This window comes from Picosynechococcus sp. PCC 7117 (assembly GCF_001693275.1).
In the GTDB taxonomy this organism is placed as follows: Bacteria; Cyanobacteriota; Cyanobacteriia; order Cyanobacteriales; family MRBY01; genus MRBY01.
In genome coordinates this window covers 2,702,304-2,723,428 of record NZ_CP016477.1, presented here as the reverse complement: position 1 = coordinate 2,723,428, position 21,125 = coordinate 2,702,304, and the positions used below count along the sequence as shown (strand labels likewise).

General features: G+C 49.4%; 11 protein-coding genes. 5 read left to right on the top strand and 6 right to left on the bottom strand.

The annotated features are described in order from the left end of the window. The first annotated feature begins 297 nt into the window (after positions 1 to 297). Positions 298 to 657 carry a hypothetical protein gene (locus tag AWQ22_RS13005; protein ID WP_065711361.1) on the top strand — a complete coding sequence of 120 codons (360 nt, stop codon included), beginning with the start codon at positions 298 to 300 and terminating at the stop codon, positions 655 to 657. 493 nt (positions 658 to 1,150) lie between these two features. Here AWQ22_RS13005 and AWQ22_RS13000 read toward each other — a convergent pair whose 3' ends face one another. Next, positions 1,151 to 3,721 carry a hypothetical protein gene (locus tag AWQ22_RS13000; RefSeq protein ID WP_065711360.1) on the bottom strand — a complete coding sequence of 857 codons (2,571 nt, stop codon included), beginning with the start codon at positions 3,719 to 3,721 and terminating at the stop codon, positions 1,151 to 1,153. A 615-nt stretch (positions 3,722 to 4,336) separates the two neighbouring features. Beyond that, on the bottom strand, positions 4,337 to 5,884 hold the full coding sequence (locus tag AWQ22_RS12995) for a pitrilysin family protein (RefSeq protein WP_065711359.1): 1,548 nt from the start codon (positions 5,882 to 5,884) through the stop codon (positions 4,337 to 4,339). 199 nt (positions 5,885 to 6,083) lie between these two features. Here AWQ22_RS12995 and AWQ22_RS12990 point away from each other — a divergent pair, with 199 nt between their 5' ends. Together AWQ22_RS12990 and AWQ22_RS12985 are read left to right on the top strand one after the other, a co-directional pair. After that, positions 6,084 to 6,425 carry a hypothetical protein gene (locus tag AWQ22_RS12990; RefSeq protein WP_030007807.1) on the top strand — a complete coding sequence of 114 codons (342 nt, stop codon included), beginning with the start codon at positions 6,084 to 6,086 and terminating at the stop codon, positions 6,423 to 6,425. A gap of 29 nt (positions 6,426 to 6,454) precedes the next feature. Then, on the top strand, positions 6,455 to 8,257 hold the full coding sequence (locus tag AWQ22_RS12985) for a GAF domain-containing sensor histidine kinase (RefSeq protein ID WP_065711358.1): 1,803 nt from the start codon (positions 6,455 to 6,457) through the stop codon (positions 8,255 to 8,257). A 32-nt stretch (positions 8,258 to 8,289) separates the two neighbouring features. Here AWQ22_RS12985 and AWQ22_RS12980 read toward each other — a convergent pair whose 3' ends face one another. Together AWQ22_RS12980 and AWQ22_RS12975 are read right to left on the bottom strand one after the other, a co-directional pair. Next, entirely contained in the window at positions 8,290 to 9,138 is an 849-nt protein-coding gene (locus AWQ22_RS12980; RefSeq protein WP_232321380.1) for a mechanosensitive ion channel family protein, read from the bottom strand. Between the two features lie 24 nt (positions 9,139 to 9,162). Next, positions 9,163 to 10,395 carry a hypothetical protein gene (locus AWQ22_RS12975; protein WP_065711356.1) on the bottom strand — a complete coding sequence of 411 codons (1,233 nt, stop codon included), beginning with the start codon at positions 10,393 to 10,395 and terminating at the stop codon, positions 9,163 to 9,165. A 280-nt stretch (positions 10,396 to 10,675) separates the two neighbouring features. Between AWQ22_RS12975 and AWQ22_RS12970 the strand changes: the two genes are divergently transcribed. After that, positions 10,676 to 16,408, top strand: a complete 5,733-nt coding sequence (locus AWQ22_RS12970) for an alpha-2-macroglobulin (RefSeq protein WP_065711355.1) — start codon at positions 10,676 to 10,678, stop codon at positions 16,406 to 16,408. Here the strand turns inward: AWQ22_RS12970 and AWQ22_RS12965 are convergent. Both AWQ22_RS12965 and ldpA read right to left on the bottom strand, forming a co-directional pair. Next, the gene (locus AWQ22_RS12965; protein ID WP_012308166.1) at positions 16,405 to 18,180 is read right to left on the bottom strand and encodes a R3H domain-containing nucleic acid-binding protein; all 1,776 of its coding nucleotides are present in this window, start codon (positions 18,178 to 18,180) and stop codon (positions 16,405 to 16,407) included. The two genes, AWQ22_RS12970 and AWQ22_RS12965, sit on opposite strands and share 4 nt — an antisense overlap. Further along, positions 18,177 to 19,241: a circadian clock protein LdpA gene (gene ldpA, locus AWQ22_RS12960; protein WP_065711354.1), complete on the bottom strand. Its 1,065-nt coding sequence runs from the start codon at positions 19,239 to 19,241 to the stop codon at positions 18,177 to 18,179. Before ldpA ends, AWQ22_RS12965 begins: the two co-directional genes overlap by 4 nt. 138 nt (positions 19,242 to 19,379) lie before the next feature. On the opposite strand from ldpA, the gene AWQ22_RS12955 reads away from it, so the two are divergent. Next, positions 19,380 to 21,107, top strand: coding sequence for a succinate dehydrogenase/fumarate reductase flavoprotein subunit (locus AWQ22_RS12955; protein ID WP_065711353.1), 1,728 nt, complete (start codon positions 19,380 to 19,382; stop codon positions 21,105 to 21,107). Positions 21,108 to 21,125 lie beyond the last annotated feature (18 nt).

The following is a 21,125-nucleotide window of genomic DNA, read 5'->3' as shown; positions in this document are numbered from 1 at the left end:
AACCCAAACCCATAAGCAGTACACGAAAACCAACTGCCCTTGCTGTCAAAGTTATACTTACGTAAAGATTATTCCCTGGGATACTTGAAAAAAAAAAGCTTTCAATGTAGTTGTTAACTTGACTGATTCTTAACAAAAAAAATATTAATTACTCACAACAATTAAACGTAAATTTCTTATAAAGAATGATCGTTTTTTTGGGGAAGTGGGGTATATTTACTAGAGTAAGGGGCTATATATTAAGTATAAGCTCCATCCAATTACACATTCAAAATTTTGATTATTGGAGAAACAAAAATGAACTTTGTAAAAATCGCTGCTGTTGCCGCTGGTGCTGCTGCTCTTTCTCTCGGTTTTGCCTCTTCCGCAAAAGCTGAATTCGCTGCTTCCGTTTCCTTTGTAGATCAGGAAGTTGTCGGTGGTTTTGGCACTGATCAAACTGGCTTCTCTGGCTCCGTTGCTTTTGGTGACGGCTACGCTGCTGCTGCAACCGGTGCTGCTGCTGTGCAAATTCCTTTTGGTCCCGACATTGTCATTACCCAAGGTTATGCTATCGGTAATTCTGAAACCTCCGTATTTATCGAACTTAACGAGCTAAACCCCTTCGATGATGAAGGAGAAGTTGTTGAATTCACTATTGGTGAAGATCCTTCCTAGGTTTAGGTATTCAGTTCTTGAAATTGAATAATCAATTATTTTAAAGGCTTAGATGTTATGTCTAAGTCTTATTTTTATGGCTTGATTAAGATGAGAAATTACCAAGCTATTCTTTGATGCAGAAAATAGATTTTTTACTTTCCGTAATCAGATGGCATTTTAATTTCTAAGAATGGTGACATAAAAAAGTCAATTTAAAGAGATCTTAGTCTTAGTTAAAAATTCGATGTGTAAGTAATTTCCAGAAACACATTCTCTCAGATTATCTGGCCGTGTCTTAATCTTTGTGCTTGTTGTTAGACAATTTATCCTCTTATCCTCGATCTTAAAAATGAGGAATACAAAAATAAGCTCTTAAAAATAACTTGTCAATAACAAGGTTGCTATATCTAAACTGTTATTTGTTAATAGTACTAAGAATAAAAATAAAGATGGCGAAAATTTACTTTTCGCCATCTTTATGCTTTTTGAATGGAGGAACTTAAATTGACTCTTACCGAGGACCAAACGGATTGCCAGGTCGACCAACACGGAAGGTCAACGTGTAGCGATTGTCAATGAAGTTATTAGTATCAAATCGATACTCATTTTGACTCCAACCCAGAGATAATCTTGGGCTATTGTAGTCAGTACCGAAGCGGAAACCCAGGTTTGCTCCCACTAGAGCGACATTATTGCCTTCATCGTAGGGAGTATAAAAACCGGCAAAGGTAACACTTTCTCCAAAGTCAATGCCTGCGGATAAAACTGTGCTTGCATCATCAGAATTCGGGAAAAAGTCAATATTTTGATCCACACCCAGTCTGATGGAACCAAAACGAGCACCGGCACTTAATAAAAACTTACTGGCGTCTGCATCAACGAAAATATCGTTACCAATGTCGTCTGCTTGGTCAATGGCATAAACGAGAGATGTGCCGAGAGTAAAGCTGGTATTTTTATCAGCTGAACTAAACGTTTTGGCAATTTCACCCCAAACTTGACTGTAGTAGTCTCGGTCAGGATTAATGTAACCAATCAAACCAGTAAAGGCTCGCACACCTCTTTCTGGGTTGAGATATTGATAATCAGCACCTAGATAAGAACGGAACTTTTGCCCTGATTCTCCTTCGGTATAGTCCCAAAGCAGACCAGTGTAATAGCGCTTACGATTGCGAGCATCAACTTTAGTTCCGGTGAAACTTACATGGGGAATGTAGTTTGTTCGTTCACGATAAACAAGAGTATTAGGGGCGATCGCATCTCTCTCGAAAATGTCAAGACCTACCTGGGTATAAGCATCCGGAATATCGCTAAAGTCAAAGTCGATGATATCTGTTACTTCTCCAAACTCATCCAAAAACAAACCAAAGATATCAACATTGATTTGCTCTTCGTCGAGATCACCTGAACCAGCTTCTTCAAATACAGAATCTACTAAACGTGGTGCCGAGATATTTCTAAAACGAGTTCCGTTCTCGGTTACTTCAAAACTGCGATCAATTACCGGTGATAAACCAAGCCAGATCCCGTTGTAGCGACCAACTGGAATGTCTGAGAATTTACGCTCTTCACCTGGTGCTAATGGAGGTAGACTTTCTGCTTTAGCAATACCCGCATGATACCAAGCAAAGCTATTCGCCGGCACTCTAGCTGCATCGGCTGCTCTGAAAATATTAACGTTAATATTAGCGTTGTAGGGCTCATCTGTTCCCTCTAGAGTCGGCTCTGCATCAGGTAACCAGATACTCGCAAGCTGGGCAACGATATCTAACTCAACACTTTCATCATTGGGGATAATGTTGAGCGCCCGGACGGTACGACCTAAAACAGCTTCTTCGCTGTTCTGCTTAATGACTTGCCGAACATTGGCAACCTTAGTGGTCACTACATAATCAATTTCTTCAGATCTTCTGGTAAATCGGTCGCGGCTCGTATCTTCAGCAAAACCAGAATTGCGTACATCCACATCAATGCCTAGCTGCTTCTCACCTTCCAACAAGGTTTCTACAGAGCCAATATAACCATCACCATCAAATTCTTCAATTCTAGCCAGTAAGGATCCCGGGATAGGCTCACCATCGCCATCTGAGGCAGGAACAACTTCTCTAAATTGATAGCCATCGGGAATGTCATCCCCAAGGAGAATATCTGTAGGAATTAGATTGGTCGGTTCATTTTCATCATAAACAAGCCTTACCGGTGGTGTATAGCTGCAGATAGAACCATCTGGTGGATTTTCACCTGCTTGAGGTACTAGCTCACAGGAGCCAGTAAGACTAAATCGAATACGAAAGCCCTGAATTGTTACAGGCACTTCCAATGTTGTCGTCACTTCTCTAAGCTGTTGGGCTGTCTTGACTTGGAGAAAATTCCCATGGAATTCTGTGGTTAAGACATTATCTTCAACACTGGCGCTCGTACTAGACCCTAAATTTTGCAGGATTTGGAAACCGGTGTCCCGAATAGTGAAATCTCCACTGAGAATATTAGTCGATACCTCTAGGTCAGAGAGGTGAGAAACAGGAAGTTCGTCCAGATAAACAGTGGAATACCGGGGATTTAACGTTCGAAGCTGACTGTCAGAAATGACTTGTACGTCAGTGTCTTCGCTCTGATTGTCTGATTCAGAAAGAATATCTTCTAGCTCTTGTTCTGGATCCTCTCCTTCCCCGACGATACTTTCGTCATCAACTTCTGACTCTGGCGATACTTCGTCTGGCTCAGAGAGCAGTTGCTCTAATTCTTCATCAACATTTCTAATATTAGAAGGGGAGCCAGGCTCTGAAACACTCGTATCTTCGACGCCACCAGTGACTCCTGGTAACGAGGATTGGCCTGTCGATGAAGCACCACTACCAGATTGAGCAATTAAACTTGTCTGCTGTCGAGTTTCAAGCTCAGGGACGGACTGAGGTTTGACGCGTCTTTTGTTTTCTTGTCTTTCTATGATCGGGCTGGAGTCTGAGAGAAGATGCTCTGCCGGATTCGCTGAAGCCGCGAAGATAGGGCCACAAGATAGAAGGATCGCAGTATAGACTACTGCCCTAATACCTTTGACTTGTTTTAAATTCTTGAAGTTCATACCCACACACCAAAATTATGCTTCTATTTTACGTAGACTTCCCGAAAAATCCGAGGGAATCCAAACTTATTTAACAAGTGAAACAATATTCTTCACATATTAGATGAGCTACTTTATTTTTCAATCACTCTTCATCAAAAATTCAAGACGATCGAAAATCTACCCTTAGACTGATTGCTTTTTATTTATTTGGCAAAGTAGTTAATGTGGGGTGGTGAATAGCTAGATAAACTAGGCTCTTGATTACTATTTGTTATGAAAAGTGCAAGTTTTATCGATAATTTTTGTCCTGATACTTTAAAACCACACCTAAACTTGCAGTAAATCACTGTTTCGAGAATTGTTTGTGACACTTTGTAGCTATTCTTAATATTTCGTGATTTGAACATAACACTCCCCACAACTCATAGCCCTGTGAGGTGTTTGCATTGGTGTGCATAAACACTTTAGCTGTATTTCATTAGTCAATTAATAGCGTGTCAGTTTTGACCCACGATAAGTTACCTCTATGGTTTCAGTAGAGTGTATCTACACACAAAGGCAAAGGCCTTTAACTCTCTGGGATGTACTCGCACCGCATTTTTTGATTCTGAGGCGATCGCCTTTATTCCGTCTCTATTCCGTCGGTGCCGACAACAACTTCCCAACGGTGCGATTTTCTGGGGTAAAGGTTTTCTGGGCAACCCGTTGCACATCCTCCGCCGTAATCGCAGCAATGCGGTCTAGCTCCGTGAACAACTCCCGCCAGTCCCCGGTTTGCACTTCATAGGTCGCCAACAGACGCGCCATCCCCATATTGGAATCTAGCGATCGCAATAGACTGGCCCGGGCTTGGGTTTTTACCCGCTCTAGCTCTTCGGGACTCACCGGCTCTGTTTTTAAACGTTCCAATTCCGCCGCAAAAGCCGCTGCCACATCATCTACGGTTTTTCCTGGAGCCGTTAGGGCATAGAGCAACATAATATTCGGATATTTTTCCCCCGGAAAACCATTAAACCCTTCCGCATTCAGGGCCACCTGCTGCTCTTCTACAAGGGACTTGTACAAACGGGACGTGCGGCCATTGCTGAGAATTGAGGCGATAATCTGATACACCACATAATCTGGATCTGTTAGCTGGGGCGCATGGTAGCCTTCCAAGTACCACGGTTGGCTGGGGAGTTCGAGGGTGACAGAACGGGTTTCTGTTTGGGGCGGCTCCACGGGAAGCGGCGGTTCCTCCAAGGCTGCAGCTTTGGGAAAACGACCAAAGTAAACCTCTGCCATGGCTTTGACCTGGGTGGGGTCTACATCTCCCACGATGGCGATGGTGAGGTTATCGGGGGTGTAGTGTTCCCCAAAGAAATCCTTAATGTCTTGGCGAGTCAAATTGCGAATATCTTCGTCATAACCAATCACCGGACGACGGTAGGGGTGGGCTGAAAAGGCCGTATCAAGAAAGACTTCGACCATTTTGCCGATGGGGGAGTTGTCCGTGCGCATCCGCCGTTCTTCGAGGATCACCTCCCGCTCCTTATAAAATTCCCGAAAAACAGGATCTAAAAAGCGTTCCGATTCGAGGGACATCCACAATTCCAATTTGTTGCTAGGAAAACTGTAAAAGTATTGGGTATAGTCGGCGGACGTGGCGGCATTTAACCCAACCCCCCCAGCGGCTTCAACCACTTGGCCAAAGGCATTTTGGATGACATATTCGTTGGCTTCTGCTTGCACCTGCTGAAATTCGGTTTCAAGGGTCTCGAACTGGGCCATGTCGCCAGCTTCCTTGGCCTGCTGCATTTGGTCAAAGAGTCGATCAAGGCGATCTAATAGGACTTGTTCGGCCTCGTAGTTAGTGGTGCCGAGGTTTGTACTGCCCTTAAAGGCGAGGTGTTCGAGGAAGTGGGCCACCCCTGTTTTGCCGTCGGGTTCATCGACGCCGCCCACATCAGCATAGGTGACAAAGGAAACGACGGGGGCGCTCCGGTCTTCGAGCACGATAAATTGCAAGCCATTGTCGAGGGTAAATTCGGTGATATTTTCAATGACTTGGTCGAGGTAGGGTTGAATCGAGGGGGTCACACCAGGAACCTGGGCCCAACTGATGGCGGGGGAAAGTTGCCAACTGATCACGGCGATTAAGCAACTGGCGAGTAATCTACGACGGAACAACCCTTTAAACATGGAGATTTTTGGTGATGATCTTGAAGAAAATATTCTCGTCCTATTCTAAAGGAAAGTTTTTGGAATGCCCGACGGGTTAGATCGGAAAATAGCGGCATTGATCCCCTGAAAACCGGAGAAATGGGCGACTCCCTGGCAAATTTTGGCGGGAATAAATAGTAAGATCGACGGGTCTACTTTGTCCTATCTTTGATTTTCGATGCCCATGGTTTCCCCTGATTCTGCCGCTAATCTCTCTGAACAACTTGACCGTATCCAGCAGGAATTATTAGCGATCGCCGCCCAATATGAAGGCAATGGGGAAAGGCTCCTGGAGATTTTGCGCGAACTAGAATTTACCCATCGTCAAATTTCTGAAGATTATTTTTATCCGAGTCTCCCGGAACGACGGCGGGATCTGTACAACATCCTGCGGGACATGGAAACGGAAGGGGGATGGCCCTACATTGCGCGGCCGAAGTTACAGTTTATTTTGGAAAAGTTTTTGGCGGTGGAGTCAGAAGCCCTAGAGAATGATTCTGAGGATGACGGGGAAGAATAAAAATAGAGCAAGATATTTCAGGCGAAACCATGGTCTCCGCTGCCCTCTACGACTGCTTAGAATTTGGCATCTCATCCCCACGCCTTTTAGCCCGCTTAACGGCGGCGATCGCCCGGCAGTTACAGGTAGATTGGGTTTGTTTGAGGGTCGATTTAAGCCCATCCCAAAGCCTCACCGAGACCTGGCCCACGAACCTAGCCGATGTCAATTTTGTTCTACCCCAAGAATTTCATCCTGACATTTGCACCTATGCCGATTTACGTCACACGCCTTACCACGCTCTGATGGCCCAGGGTCTGGAGGCGATCGCCACTGTGCCCCTCCCCGCACAGCAGGCCCAGGGTTATCTATGGCTCGGTTGTCAGTCCCAAACCTTACCCCAGATAAACACCCTTGAGGCACTCCGTCCACCGCTCCAGTTGGCCCTTGGGATCTTGGCCCAGCAAAACCGCATCGCCAACTGCCAACAGTACCAACAGGCCCAGCGGGAAATTCAGCAGCTCATTGATGAAATTCAAGACACACTAAAATTATTTCAGGCCGCCAGTACCCAACTCCAAACAATTTTCGGCGTCGAGCAGGGAGGTATCCTTTTACTCAAATCGGCGAATCCCCTCCGTCAACGACAGGAACCTGATCCGACGGATACTTTGGAGCTTAAGTCTAGCTGGTCTGAGCTGCCGACCCAATGGTCGCTCCAGGACTGTGAACTCTGTCAGGTGGCTTGGCAAAAAGCGCCTCTGGTGTGGGCGATCGCCGATACCACAACCCATCCCTGGCAATCTCCTCTCCTGGGATCCCCAGTTCGTAGCCTACTCTTTGCTCCGTTAATGGGTGGGCAACTGTCTCCCCAGCACAGTCAACCGGTCTTAGGTTTTGTGATTTTGGCCCAGCGATCGCCCCGACAATGGCTCCCCGAAGAAATTCAAACCATGGCCAGCATTGCTCACCAATTGGGCCGCACGATGATCCACCACCAGGCCCTCCGGCAGGTACAATCCCTAGTCGAAGAACGCACGAGTCAATTGAAATGGAGCCTTGAAGTCCAGGCGAAACTTAGTCAACAGATGCGGCACCAAATTCAACAACTGCGGCACCTTAATCGCTTGAAGGATGATTTTTTGAGCACTGTTAGTCACGAACTCAATACTCCCCTGGCAACGATGAAGCTGGCGATTAAAATGCTCAAACAACCGGGGCGATCGCCAGAAAAACAACGGACTTATTTAAACATTCTCGATCAAGAACTCAACCGAGAAAGCAAACTCATCCACGACCTGCTCCAGCTCCAACAGGCAGAGGCCAGTGAATTTGCCCTCAAACCCCAACGCCTCGCCATCGGCCCGGCCCTCTCAGAGCTTGTGCAAAAATTCCAAGATCGTTGGACTCCCCTCAAACAACTCCAGTTTCACCTCCGGTTTAAGCCCAAGGCTCTCAGCACAAAATTGCAATTTGAGACGGATCCAGAACAGTTTCTCAATGCCATGAGTGAACTCCTCACCAATGCCGGGAAATATGCCACCCCCAAGAGTAACGTTACCCTCAGCGTTGAATATTTGGGGCGATCGCCCGCCCGGATTCAAATTCGCCTTTGTAACGATGGAGCCGCCATCCACGCCGAAGAACAATCCCAAATTTTTGATAAATTTCGTCGGGGCACCGGGGCCACAGCCCAGGCCATTCCTGGTACTGGTCTTGGTCTCGCCCTCGTGAAAACCATTGTTGAACATTTAGAAGGTAGCATTACCGTTTCTAGTGACCCCAATCCTCACCGTAATGATTACCGCACGTGCTTTCTATTGGATTTTCCCCAGGCGATCGCCGGGTTTTAACGGGCGGATTTTTAGATCAATATAATTAAGACTTATTCCTCGGCATCCATGGTTTGGGGCACAAGCCTCGGATAAGGCAGACCTTGATGGGCGAAGGCTTGTTTCGCGCGACGGATTAAATCCGTTTTATAGATAAATTCGTCCCTCGCATCCATGGGATAGCAACGGAGCTTGAATTGGGTGCTCCACATTTTTTCTTGCATCACCACCACAATCGGTAGCTTAAGCTGGGTATATTTGCTGCTGTAGGCCGCTTGGTAGAGAATTTGGATCACCTGCTCCACATCAACGCCATGGCCAAAGAAAAAGTCCGTGGCGACCTGGGCTTCGAGTTGGCCGCTATTGGCATTGGAAACGGCCTCTGTCCAGGTTTTGTTATGGGGAATGGTGACGAGGTTATCGTCGGGGGTCTGGAGCTGAATCCCCCGCAAGCCATAGCCAACGACTTCGCCATAATGTTCGCCAATTTTAATGCGATCGCCAACGCGGTAGGGGGCTTCAAACAAGGCCACGGCCCCGGCAATAATTGAGCTTACATAATCCTTAAAGGCAAAACCCAAGGCCACGGCGATGGTGCCGGTTAGGGCGATGAGATTGTTTTGGGAGAGATTAAAAAATAAATTCAGCAGATAAGCGAGGATTAAAATTAGGATCAAGCCTTTCCAGAAGGGGATTGATTGTTTAATCAAGAGCCGCAAGCGCCGGGGCACCCGTTCCGACAGCCAGTTAATGGTGCCTTGGATCAGGGCCATCGTGCCGTAGGCAATGGCGATCGCCAGCACGGCCCGGAGGATTTTTTGGATCGTGAAATCCGTTAAAAGTCTTTGGGATAAATTTTCAGGCGGGTCAACCTGGGCTAAGAGGGTGAACCATTCAGACATCGGCACAAAGGATACTCCCATCGATCAATCTTCCCCCACAAAAAAATTGTTATTGGCCAGCTCACTTTTGAGGCGGATATAGTGGGCCGCTTGGATGGAGAGGGCCCCTTGATTTTCCCGCAACACCCCCTGGCGGAGGAGCCACTGGATCCGCGCTTGGATGCGATTCCGAGATTCTCCCAAACTCAAGGCTAGGTGGGCGCGGCTAATTTGGCCATGGATCAAGACGGAATGGAGAATGTAGAGATCACCACTGGCTAAGCTGGGCAGACTGGGTAGAGCTGGTTTAACGCTCTCAAGGGTGAGGGGCTGTTGGTGCGGATCTGTTGCGTCGAAATCAAATTGGAGGTTTGGGTGTTGCTCGATTTGCTCTTGGTGAATCCGTAAGCTTTGGAGCCAAAGATTTGCGGCGATTTGACCTGTGCCGTCGGCTTGACTAGCGAGATTTTGCCAATCATCGAGACGCTCCCCTTTAGGGGAATCTGATTCAGCCGTATCCTCTGGCGGGTCTTCGGGGACGTTAGGGGGTGGCAAAACCACCTGGGCAATGGGTTCTAACCAAGTCTGGAGCATTTCCCCTTTTAACTTAGGCAGGGTGTCCACATGGCTAAAATAGGCGCTGATTTGTCCCACAAAATCCAGAAAGTCCCAGGCCCAATGGTTACAGCTCATGATCCAGAAACAGTGGCGATTTTGAATGGTGATATCCCGGAGGGTCTCGATGCCTTCCCAACCGCCAATACACCGGAGAAAACATTGCTCTAGACAGGGAATAATCACCAGGGTTTGTCGTTGTTCTAGTTGATCCACAGTGGGCTGATCTTGGCGATCGCCTGGGCTGAGATCAATCTGGGGATAGAGCTCTAGGGCCTTTTGGATCTGTTGACTAATGTGCCTGGGGTGGAGGGGGCGCTGCAAACAGGCGAGGGGAGTGAGGATTTCCAGATCAGGGAAAGTTTGGCGGGGAATACTCTCACTCAAAATTTTCGGGAGCGGCTCCACGGGATTGCCCAGGAGCACAAAACTATTGGGGGCTTCTAAATTGGTTTGCCAAGTTTCAATGGCCTCGGTAATGGAGGTTTTGACAGGCGCACAATAGCCCTCTGGACTCGCCAGGGTTTCCAGTTGACGCGCCAACTGGAGGGACAGGGTATCGGGGAGTTCTACCAAGTCGGCAGCTTCTTCCGTGGTCGCCTGCTGCTGGGTAAACCAGGTGTGGAACTGCTGTTTGAGGGAGTCAACAAAAAGAGGTGCCATGGCATCGGTAGGGAAAAGCTACGGGGCGATCGCCAATCCATTCCCGGAGGAATCATCGTTATCAAGCCCATTTGCTCACAATTTGTCCGCCATTTTAGGGGATATTTGCAGAGCAGCCGACTTTTTCATCAAGATTGCGTCATTTTACCCAATGGCTCCCCCGGCGATCGCCACAATTTCGTCACGAATTAATATCTTTGTCGTTTTTAAGAAATATACGAAAAATCGTTTATTGCCAGGGGGATTCGTTATCACAGAAGAGAGAATCAGAGGGCATTGTATGGGGTTTCCACGTCGCTTTGTTAAATTTCTCTTACTGGCCTGTTTAAGCTGTCTGTTGGCGATCGCCGGATTGTCTGGGTGCCAACAAATCCTCCAAATCAGCCAAGTCACCAACCAAGCCGCGCCTTTTCCCGCCGTTGCTGCGCTCCCTTTACCAGAACTACCCGACTGGATCACCGAAATTAGCCCCACCGGAGAAGCCGCCGACCTCGCCCAAATCAGGATTCTGTTTAAACATCCCCTGATTCCCGTCGCCCAACTCGAAAGCCCCCAGGAAACAGCCCTCCTCCAAAAGATTGAATTGATTCCCGCCATTTCTGGGCAATTTCGCTTTCTCACACCGAAAATGATTGGTTTTCAAGCCGACCAACCCCTACCCAAAGCTACCCGTTTCCAAGTCACTCTCAAATCCGGTTTAGGGGATCTCGAAAATAATCAACTCACGGAAGATTTAGCTTGGACATTTCAAACGCCCCAAATTCGCCTCAGCAATTTACCCGGGGTTGTTGGCACTTTGCCCGAAGATGCAGAACCCTTGGGTCTTGAGGAAGCAAGCACAGTGACTAGCAACACCCGACTCGACCTCGACTCCCTCAAGCAACATACTGTTTTTGTCAGCGGCCAGAGCAAAGTTAAGGCAACTGTTACGATGCAGGAACCGCCAGCAGATATTCTTTCAGACGGTCAATTCGATCCAGAAAAAACCTGGCAATACATTATTAAACCTCGTCAACCTTTACAGAAAGCAAGTCAATACACCCTAGAATTTCAACCGGGAATCGCCCCAGACCAAGGCAACTTGCCCACCGAAAAAAGCTTTCGTTCCGTCTTTAAAACCTATGCGCCGTTGCAATATGAAGAAATGACTTTCTATGGGCAGCCGGATGCGGGGGGAGCCTATGGTCGCTTTGTGAAAGGGAGTGCGCAACTGGTTTTTAATAATGGTTTGGATGCGGATTCGGCGGTAGAAAATATTACGATTAGCCCAAAACCGGAGGGGGATGATCTCGCCGTTCGTACCTATCCCGGTAGCCGCTCGGTGGATCTGAATCCGTGGGTGCTCCAACCGAATACCGATTACACGATCACGATTAGCAAAAATCTTAAGGATCAATACGGGCAGACCCTCGGCAAGGATCAAACCATTACCTATAACCCCGGTGATGTGGCGGCGGATATTTGGGCGCAGCGGGATCTGAATATTTTTCCGGCGGGGACGGATCTGAATCTTGATATTGAAACGATTAATTTACCCGAAAGCAAGTTTCAGGTGGGTTATCGGGTGGTGCAACCGACGGATTTGGTTTATGCGGAAACGGCTTATCCGCAAAATAACAGCACTGATTTAGTGCCGTCAGAAGGCAGTTGGGAAAGCATTACAGTCAAACAACCGAAAAATCAGTCGGTGAAAACGCCGATTCCGATTCGGGAAAAATTGGGTGGGAATACGGGTTTACTCGCCTACGGGATTACGGCAAAAACCAATACCTATAAGGATCAGAATAATCAAACCCAGTGGCGATCGCCACAATATTATGGCTTGGTGCAGTTGACGAATTTGGGGGTGTTTGCCCAGTGGTTTCCGGAGTCGGGCATTGTGCGGGTACACCATCTGGATACGGGGGAGGCTGTCCCTAATGTCCAGATCGAAATTTATCAATCCAAGTTAGATCAAAAAACGAAGGGAAATCCCCAAGCTTGTTTTACGGGACAGACCGATGGGGGTGGTAATTTGCTGGTGACGGGACGTGATTGGCGCAGATGTGTGCAGGGTCAAGAATATGCGCCGCAATTACTCGTGATTGCCCGCGAAAATTCGGACTGGGCTTTTACGCGTACCGATGAGTACAGCGGTTCCTACGGTTACGGGATTTATGCCGATTGGGATAATGGGGAAACCCAAGGGCGGGGCACGATTTTTAGCGATCGCCAACTGTATCAACCGGGCGAAAAGGCTTATTTTACAGGGGTTGCCTATTATTTAAAAAATGGGAAATTGCGGCAGGATATTAACCAAAATTACAAGGTAATCTTGAGTAATCCAGAGGGGGAAGAGACCACTTTAGGCAACTTCCAAACGAATCGCTACGGCACGTTTACGGTGGAATGGGATGTGCCGAAAACGCAGGATTTGGGGAGTTATTACCTCCGCGCCGAAGCACCGAATGGGGTGAATATTTACGGGGATTTTCGAGTGGCTGAATTCCGGCCGCCCAATTTCAAAGTGGATCTCAAGCTTGATCAAAAATTTGCAAAGATGGGCGATCGCCTGACGGCTACGACCCAGAGCGATTATTTGTTTGGTGCGCCCGTGAGCAACAGCAAGGTGAATTATTACGTCACCCGCAGTCGCGGTTATTTTCAACCGGAGGGGTGGGACGAATTCCAGTTTGGGCGGCAGTGGCATTGGTCGGAAACGGAGCCGTCCATTAGTAGCGATGTTCTGCAAACGCAAAAAACCTTAAACGATGGGGGACAAAGTTCTCAGCAAATTGAAGTGGCGAAAGATTTGCCCTATCCAGTGACCTATCGCGTGGAAACGGAAGTGACCGATGCGGCGAATCTATCCGTGTCCAATACCCAAACCTTTACCGCGTTGCCCGGCGATCGCCTGATTGGGATCAACCATGATTTTGTTGCCGATGCGGAAAAACCCTTTAAAACCCAAGTGATTGTCACCAGTCCCGACGGGAAAGCGATGGAAGGGCAAACGGTCAAATTAGAATTGCAGAAGGTCAATTACAGCGAAGTTTCCCAAATTATCGAGGGATCTCAAGTTAAACGCCCCCAAGTGGAATACGAGGCGATCGCCAGCCAAACTATTAAATCTGCTGCCAAACCCCAAACCGTTGAACTGACTGCCCCCGACAGTGGTTCCTATCGCCTCCATGCCACCATTAGCGGGCAACCCGATGCCGCCGCCACCGATAGTTTCATTTGGGTCAGCGGTGCGGGCTGGTTTAATTGGGGCGATCGCTTCGACAATAACCGCGTGGAAGTCACCCTCGACAAAGATGAATACAAAATTGGCGACACCGCAACCGCATTAATTCAATCCCCCTACCCCGAAGCAGAACTATATTTTTCTGTGATTCGCCACGGCGTGCTGTACGAAACCCAGCAAACCGTGACCGGAGCCGCCCCCCAAGTGCAATTTACCGTCACGCCGGAGATGTTGCCCAATGCTGCGGTGGAAGCCGTTTTAATTCATAAGGGGGAATCCATTGAAGCTGCCCGCAAAAATGGTGTGGATAAGCTGATGAAAATTGGCTTTGACGATTTCCGCACGAGCCTCGCCGAGAAAAAATTAACCGTCGCCATTCAGCCCCAGCAGAATCAGGTGATGCCCGGTGACGCACAAACCTTAAATCTGCAACTCAAAGACCAAGCGGATCAACCCGTTGCCGGACAGTTAACGGTGATGGTGGTCAATGAAGCGATTTTGCAATTGACGGGCTATCGTCCTCCCGATCTGCTGGCTGAAATTTATCGCGATCAACCGATCACCACCCGCTGGGCAGACAATCGCCCCGATGTGACCATTGCGCCGATGGACTCGACCGAAGCAAAAGGTTGGGGTTATGGCGGTGGCGCATCCTCGGCTTTAGCAAATACCCGCACCCGCACCGATTTTAAGGCGATCGCCTTCTACGATAGTTCCGTTTTAACGGACAGCAACGGTCAAGCGGTCGTCTCCTTCATGCTGCCCGATGACCTGACCACCTGGCGCGTCCTCGTGGTGGCAACGGATGATCAAATGCGTTTTGGTAATGGCGACGAAACCTTTATCGCCACCCAACCCCTGCTCACCAATCCCGTTCTCCCCCAATTTGCGCGGGTGGGCGATCGCCTTGAGGGGGGCGTGATGGTCACCAATACCACGGGTGCCAAAGGTCGCTTAAATATTGAAGCCCAAGTACAGGGGGCGATGGAATTTGTCCAAGGGAATAAACAACGGCAAACGCAAACCGCCGAAATTGGCAATAATACCGAGGTGTACCGTTTCCCGATGGTCGCCAACGAAGCCGGAACCGCCACCTTTAAATTTACAACCCAGAAAAATGGGGTCGCCGATGCCGTGGAAGTGCCCCTCGACGTGAAGCAATTAGCGGTCAAAGAACAGGCGATCGCCACGGGGATTTTGACCGAGGCTGAAGTAAAAATTCCCCTGAACATCGATCGGCAGGTGGTTCCCAACCAAGGCAGTTTAACGGTCACCGTTGCCAGTACCCTAATCCCAGAATTAACCGCCCCGGCCCAAGATACGTTTAACGACGACGATTTCCCATTCCTCGAACCCACTGCCAGTCAACTACTCATTGCCGCGAATTTAGAAATCCTCAAACAGCGTTATGGTCAAGCCTTCGAGAATTTTGATATCCAAACCGAAGCGAGCCAAGCCCTCACCCATCTCAGCCAATTGCAACTCGCCAGTGGTGGCTTTGCCTCCTTCCCCGGAGACGACACCCCCGATCCCTATGTCACCCCCTACGCCGCCGAGGCGATCGCCCTTGCCCAGCAAGCCGGATTATCCGTTGATGAAAATTTGGTGAATAAACTGAAAACCTATCTTGATCAAACCCTTGCCAATCCTGCCCAATTTAGCGAATGCAGCACCACCAATTGTAAAAATACCGTCCGCCTCGAAACCCTCTTAGCCCTCGATCAACTGGGGGATGTGCGCGGCGACTTTGCGGCAACTTTGTATGATGCCCGCGAGGAGTTTGATACCGTCGGCAACATTAAATTAGCCCGCCACCTTTCCCAACTGCTCGATTGGCAAATCCAAGCCCAGGAGTTAGCTGATGAAGTCAACGAGTTAATTTATCAAACCGGACGCACCGCCCAGATTAATTTGCCCCAACGCTGGTTTTGGTATCACTCCAACACCACCGCCCAGTCCCAAGCCCTCCGGCTTTTTGTGGACATTGAGCAAACCCCCACCACCCTCAGCCAAGTCTTACAAGGGTTGCTCGATCAACGGCGCGATGGCACATGGCAAACCAGTTATGACAACGCCCAAGCCCTCACCGCACTGACCGTCTATAGCGAAACCGAAACGACCCCACCGAACTTGAGTAGTATTGTCAAACTTGACCGCCAACAATTGGGTGAATTTAATTTCCAAGGCTACGAAAATCCCAGTGCCACTGTCAATGTGCCGATGCAGGATCTCCCCAAAGGCGATCGCCAACTGATCATTCAACAAGACGGCGACGGCAAACTCCATTACCTGAGTGAATTTAACTACCGTCTCCCGGGCAGCCAACCCGGCAAATTAAATGGATTGCGCATCACCCGCTATATCCGCCCCGCCAACCAAACCGAGGTTGTTCGTAAATATGGGTTGTACGACCTCAAAGAACCCTTTAGCGTCGAAGCCGGACAAGTCTTTGACATTGGCTTAGAAGTAATTACCGATCACCCCGTCGATCATGTGCTGATTAGCGATCCCCTGCCCGCCGGCTTCGAGGCGATTGATACCGCCTTCCAAACCGCCACCACCTATTACCAACCCCAACAGGACGCATGGCAATTGCGTTACCAGAAAATCTATAAAGATAAAGTCGTTGCCTATGGCGATCGCCTGAATGCGGGCGTATACAACCTGCACTATTTAGTCCGCGCCATCACCCCCGGCAGCTTTGACTATCCTGGGGCTGAAGTGTCACTGCAATACAACGCCGAAACCTTTGGCAGAAGTACTTCTTCGACGTTAGAGGTGAATTAGGCAGGGAAAATCCGCAGGCGGCGGTTGGGTTCTTCCCCAAAGCTCGATGATTGCAAACGGTAATGTTCAATCAATTCGTGTTGCATCTTACGGATTTTGGCCGAACGGGGCAGCAGTTCCACGGGTTGACCCTGGGGAATCACGATTTGCTCTACCGCCAGGCGGGCTTCTTCGAGGGCATCGATTTCGTCGTCACTATTGCTTTGGGCAAATAACCGTAAATCCGTCGGTTCTTGGTTTTGGGGATCATCTAAATTCAAAATGCGCCGCAAACCCCGCGTGATTTGGGGGATCGTATTGGACTTCACCGCATGGATCGGCACATGGCAAGTTTGGGCGATTTGACGCAATTTAGAGTGATTTTTTAACTGCGATCGCAACGCTAAAACCGCATCGGCCCCTTCGAGATCTTTGGTGAGTTCGATGGGCAGCCGCAAAATTTCGATCACCTGCTCTAGCTGCGATCGCCCGACGCCGTAGGGATAGACATACACGGGGTAATCTTCACCGTTGGGGCCAGGCACCCGCACTTTCTCCTGCTGTTGCGGATCACGGGCAATCCAAGATTGATCAATGAGGGGATCGAGGGCGTTGCTTCTCGGGGAAACTAATTTTTTTTTCTGGCTACCGAAAGGGAGAGGAGCCATTTTGCCAGAAGCACGCAGTCCCCGTGGACGGCTGGGTTCAGGGGCCATCTTTGTTTGGGGGTTCCAGTTAGGAATCTCAACGGGGTGCTCCATTTCCTCGGTGATCTTCACATTGCCTTGATCATCGACGGTGCGTACTTCCAGTAACGGTTGGTGACCCCGCAAGAGGGTATCAATGGTGATCGACACATCGCTATGAACCACCCACCGTTGTCGTTCTAGCATTTCTACGGCCACATCAAAGGTTGGAGGCGCTTTTCGTTCGAGGACGGTTTTTTGCGATCGCCGTTTGCGAGCCTCCTCATCCCCCAGGGTAACGGCTTGGATGCCGCCGACAAGATCCGAGAGAGTCGGGTTTTTAATCAGGTTTTCGATGCGATTACCGTGGGCTGTCCCGACAAGTTGAACACCCCGTTCGGCAATGGTTCTGGCGGCCTGGGCTTCAAGTTCTGTACCAATTTCATCGATGATAATCACTTCAGGCATATGGTTTTCCACCGCCTCGATCATCACCTTATGTTGCAATTCCGGGGTAGCCACCTGCATCCGGCGGGCGCGACCAATGGCGGAATGGGGAATATCCCCGTCCCCGGCAATTTCGTTGGAGGTATCGATAATCACCACCCGTTTGCCAAAGTCATCGGCGAGAACCCGCGCAATTTCCCGCAGCGCCGTGGTTTTACCGACCCCAGGCCGTCCCAACAGGAGAATCGATTTACCGCTTTCAACGAGTTCCTGGATCATCAAAATCGTGCCAAACACGGCGCGACCGATGCGACAGGTTAAACCAACGATGTCCCCCTGGCGGTTGCGCATGGCACTGATCCGGTGCAGGGTGCGTTCGATACCCGCCCGGTTGTCGCCACTAAACATCCCCACCCGCTCTACGGAATATTGCAAATCTTCGCGGCTAATGGGGCGATCGCCTAGGTCTTCGGTGCTATTTTCAAAGCGAGCTTCGGGGATGCGACCGAGATCCATCACCACTTCAATCAGGGCGTTTTTATTGGGGTGGTCGGCGAGGCGATCGCGGATCGCATCGGGCAAAATTGTCAGCAGTTTTTCGAGATCGTCCGTCACGAGGCGACGGTGGGCCGGAAAAGCGGGGGATTGGGGTGCAGTCATAGACTAAGGCTTGGGTTTAACGAAGATTTTAATGGATTTATCAACTGGGTGGCGTGGGCGATCGCCTGGTCAAACCGTTCGGGATCAGATTCGAGGGGTTGCGGCTGCATTTCAACGGCATTTTCAAGGAACGGTTGGAGTATTTTTCGGGCATAACCGCCAAAGGCAACCCCAGCAATAAAAGGCGATCGCCCTTCATTCAATAGACCAAGATGTCGCAATTTATCGAAGGTGTGATTATTCGTACCACCCGCCAGTTGCACATAACCCGGTAAGCCGCTCTGGAGAACCTTCTGGGCGAACTGGATACTGGCATGGATTGTCCCTTTGCCGATGTCGCCACTCATCGGTCGTCCGTCGGTCTGCCAAAGGAGGAGACAATCTAGGGGCTGAATTTCTATGAGCAATTGTTCGAGATAAGACAACACATCGGGATGATCTTGGCAGCTAATCGCAAGTAATTTGAGGTGATGGTGGACGGGTTTGAGGGTCTGCCAAAGCCGTTGAAAATCAGCAAAATGGCCCACTTGGGTATGGATTTCCACCGCATCGATCGCCATGGTCGTGATCATTTCCGCCGCAATGTGGGGACTAGAAATATAATTTTTCGCTTCGATTAAACCCAAAGGACAGATGGGCAAACAGCGGCCGCAACCATAACAGCGATCGCCAATTACACCCGTGTGATCAATCGCTAGGGCAGGACAAACGGTTTCGCAGGGGCGTGGGCAATCGGCGGGACAACGATTTGGATTAAAAAACGCTTTGCGGAAGTGGGGATCTTCGGCGTCATTAAGGCTAATCATCAACCAGGGTTTGCCCTGCCATTGGGGAAATTTTGCGGGATTTTGACGGGCGATCGCCTCCGCCTGGGTGAGCGCTTCCTGGGCCATGGTCACCACCGCCGGATCGGCGGCCACATCAATGCAATCGGCACCCACTAAGCTATAGACGAGGGTCAAATCACGGATGGCGGGGAGATGCTGAAAACTCGCACCACAGATGAGTTTGAACCAGTGGCCAGCGGTGAGGGATTGGGCAGGAAAAAGAGATTGCTTCACCCCTTTATCGTAACGCTCTAATTTTCCCTTTGGAAAGTCTTGATCAGGAGAGAGAGATGTAAAAAACCGTAAGGGCGATCGCCTTTCTCCCCGACCTCTAACCCACAATAGAAAGAATAACCCCTGATCTTTGTGGATATGTTGCAACACGACGTCATTATTGTCGGTGGTGGTTTGGCTGGCTGCCGCGCTGCCCTTGAGATTAAAAAGAAAAATCCAAACTTTGATGTGGGACTCGTCGCGAAAACCCATCCGATCCGCTCCCATTCCGTGGCGGCCCAAGGGGGGATTGCTGCCAGCTTGAAAAATGTTGATCCAGAAGATAATTGGGAAGCCCACGCCTTCGATACGGTCAAAGGTTCTGATTACCTCGCCGATCAAGATGCCGTCGAAATTCTGACGAAAGAAGCCCCGGATGTGATTATCGAATTGGAACATTTAGGGGTTTTGTTTTCGCGCCTAGAGGATGGTCGCATTGCCCAACGCGCCTTCGGGGGTCATTCCCACAAACGGACTTGCTACGCCGCCGATAAAACAGGTCACGCGATCCTCCATGAACTGGTGAATAACCTACGGCGCAATGGGGTCACAATCTACGACGAATGGTACGTGATGAACCTGATCTTTGAGGAGAATCAGGCGAAGGGCATTGTCATGTATCACATCGAAACTGGACATTTAGAAATTGTCCAAACGAAGGCCGTGATGTTTGCAACGGGGGGCTATGGCCGGGTGTTTAATACGACCTCCAATGATTTTGCTTCCACCGGAGACGGTCTGGCGATGACGGCGGCAGTGGGGTTGCCCTTAGAAGATATGGAATTTGTGCAGTTCCATCCGACCGGACTTTTTCCAGTGGGAGTTCTGATCTCGGAGGCGGTGCGGGGAGAAGGAGCTTATCTGAGAAATAGTGATGGCGATCGCTTTATGGAAAAGTACGCCCCGAAGCAGATGGAATTGGCCCCACGGGATATTACTTCCCGGGCGATTACCCTAGAAATTCGGGCCGGACGGGGCATTCATCCTGATGGTAGTGCGGGCGGCAATTTTGTCCATCTCGATCTCACCCACATGGGTAAGGAAAAAATTATGGAGCGGGTACCCTTTTGTTGGGAAGAAGCCTACCGTCTTGTCGGCGTTGATGCCATTAATGAACCGATGCCTGTGCGTCCCACGGCTCACTATTCCATGGGCGGCATCCCCGTGAATACCGATGGTCGGGTGCGGTGCAACAGTACCGAATTAACCGAGGGCTTTTTTGCGGCGGGGGAATGCGCCTGTGTTTCTGTCCATGGAGCCAACCGTCTCGGCAGCAATTCTCTTTTGGAATGTGTGGTCTATGGCCAGCGGGTCGGTGGCAAGATTGCCGATTATATTGGCGATCGCCTTTTTCCAGAGATTAACGAACAACAATATTTAGACGAAGCGAAAAATCGCATCGGGCAACTTCTCAATCAATCCGGCAATCTGCGCATCCATAATCTCAGGCAGCAGTTTCAAGACGCCATGAGCGACCATTGTGGTGTCTTTAGAACCGAGGCAACCATGGCGGCAGGGCTAGAACAAATTCAACATCTTAAGGATCAATACAATCATCTTTTTCTTGATGACAAAGATATCCATTGGAATACGGAACTGATTGAAGCCCTAGAGTTACAGAGCATTTTAAAAGTCGGAGAAGCCATTCTTACCTCTGCTTACCACCGCAAAGAAAGCCGGGGGGCGCACTCCAGGGAAGATTTCCCCACCAGGGATGATCAAACCTATCTAGCCCATACCCTGAGTTTCTGCAACGACACAGGTGTAACGATTGAGTATATGCCCGTCGTCATTAATCGTTTTGAGCCCAAAGAGCGCAAGTATTGAAGCCCTCAGCCCTTCTCA

What these genes read in the sequence shown, in the direction of transcription:
- AWQ22_RS13005 (WP_065711361.1), top strand. Translation starts at nt 298, where the DNA reads ATGAACTTTGTAAAAATCGCTGCTGTTGCCGCTGGTGCTGCTGCTCTT.
- AWQ22_RS13000 (WP_065711360.1), bottom strand. Translation starts at nt 3,721, where the DNA reads ATGAACTTCAAGAATTTAAAACAAGTCAAAGGTATTAGGGCAGTAGTC.
- AWQ22_RS12995 (WP_065711359.1), bottom strand. Translation starts at nt 5,884, where the DNA reads ATGTTTAAAGGGTTGTTCCGTCGTAGATTACTCGCCAGTTGCTTAATC.
- AWQ22_RS12990 (WP_030007807.1), top strand. Translation starts at nt 6,084, where the DNA reads ATGCCCATGGTTTCCCCTGATTCTGCCGCTAATCTCTCTGAACAACTT.
- AWQ22_RS12985 (WP_065711358.1), top strand. Translation starts at nt 6,455, where the DNA reads ATGGTCTCCGCTGCCCTCTACGACTGCTTAGAATTTGGCATCTCATCC.
- AWQ22_RS12980 (WP_232321380.1), bottom strand. Translation starts at nt 9,138, where the DNA reads ATGTCTGAATGGTTCACCCTCTTAGCCCAGGTTGACCCGCCTGAAAAT.
- AWQ22_RS12975 (WP_065711356.1), bottom strand. Translation starts at nt 10,395, where the DNA reads ATGGCACCTCTTTTTGTTGACTCCCTCAAACAGCAGTTCCACACCTGG.
- AWQ22_RS12970 (WP_065711355.1), top strand. Translation starts at nt 10,676, where the DNA reads ATGGGGTTTCCACGTCGCTTTGTTAAATTTCTCTTACTGGCCTGTTTA.
- AWQ22_RS12965 (WP_012308166.1), bottom strand. Translation starts at nt 18,180, where the DNA reads ATGACTGCACCCCAATCCCCCGCTTTTCCGGCCCACCGTCGCCTCGTG.
- AWQ22_RS12955 (WP_065711353.1), top strand. Translation starts at nt 19,380, where the DNA reads ATGTTGCAACACGACGTCATTATTGTCGGTGGTGGTTTGGCTGGCTGC.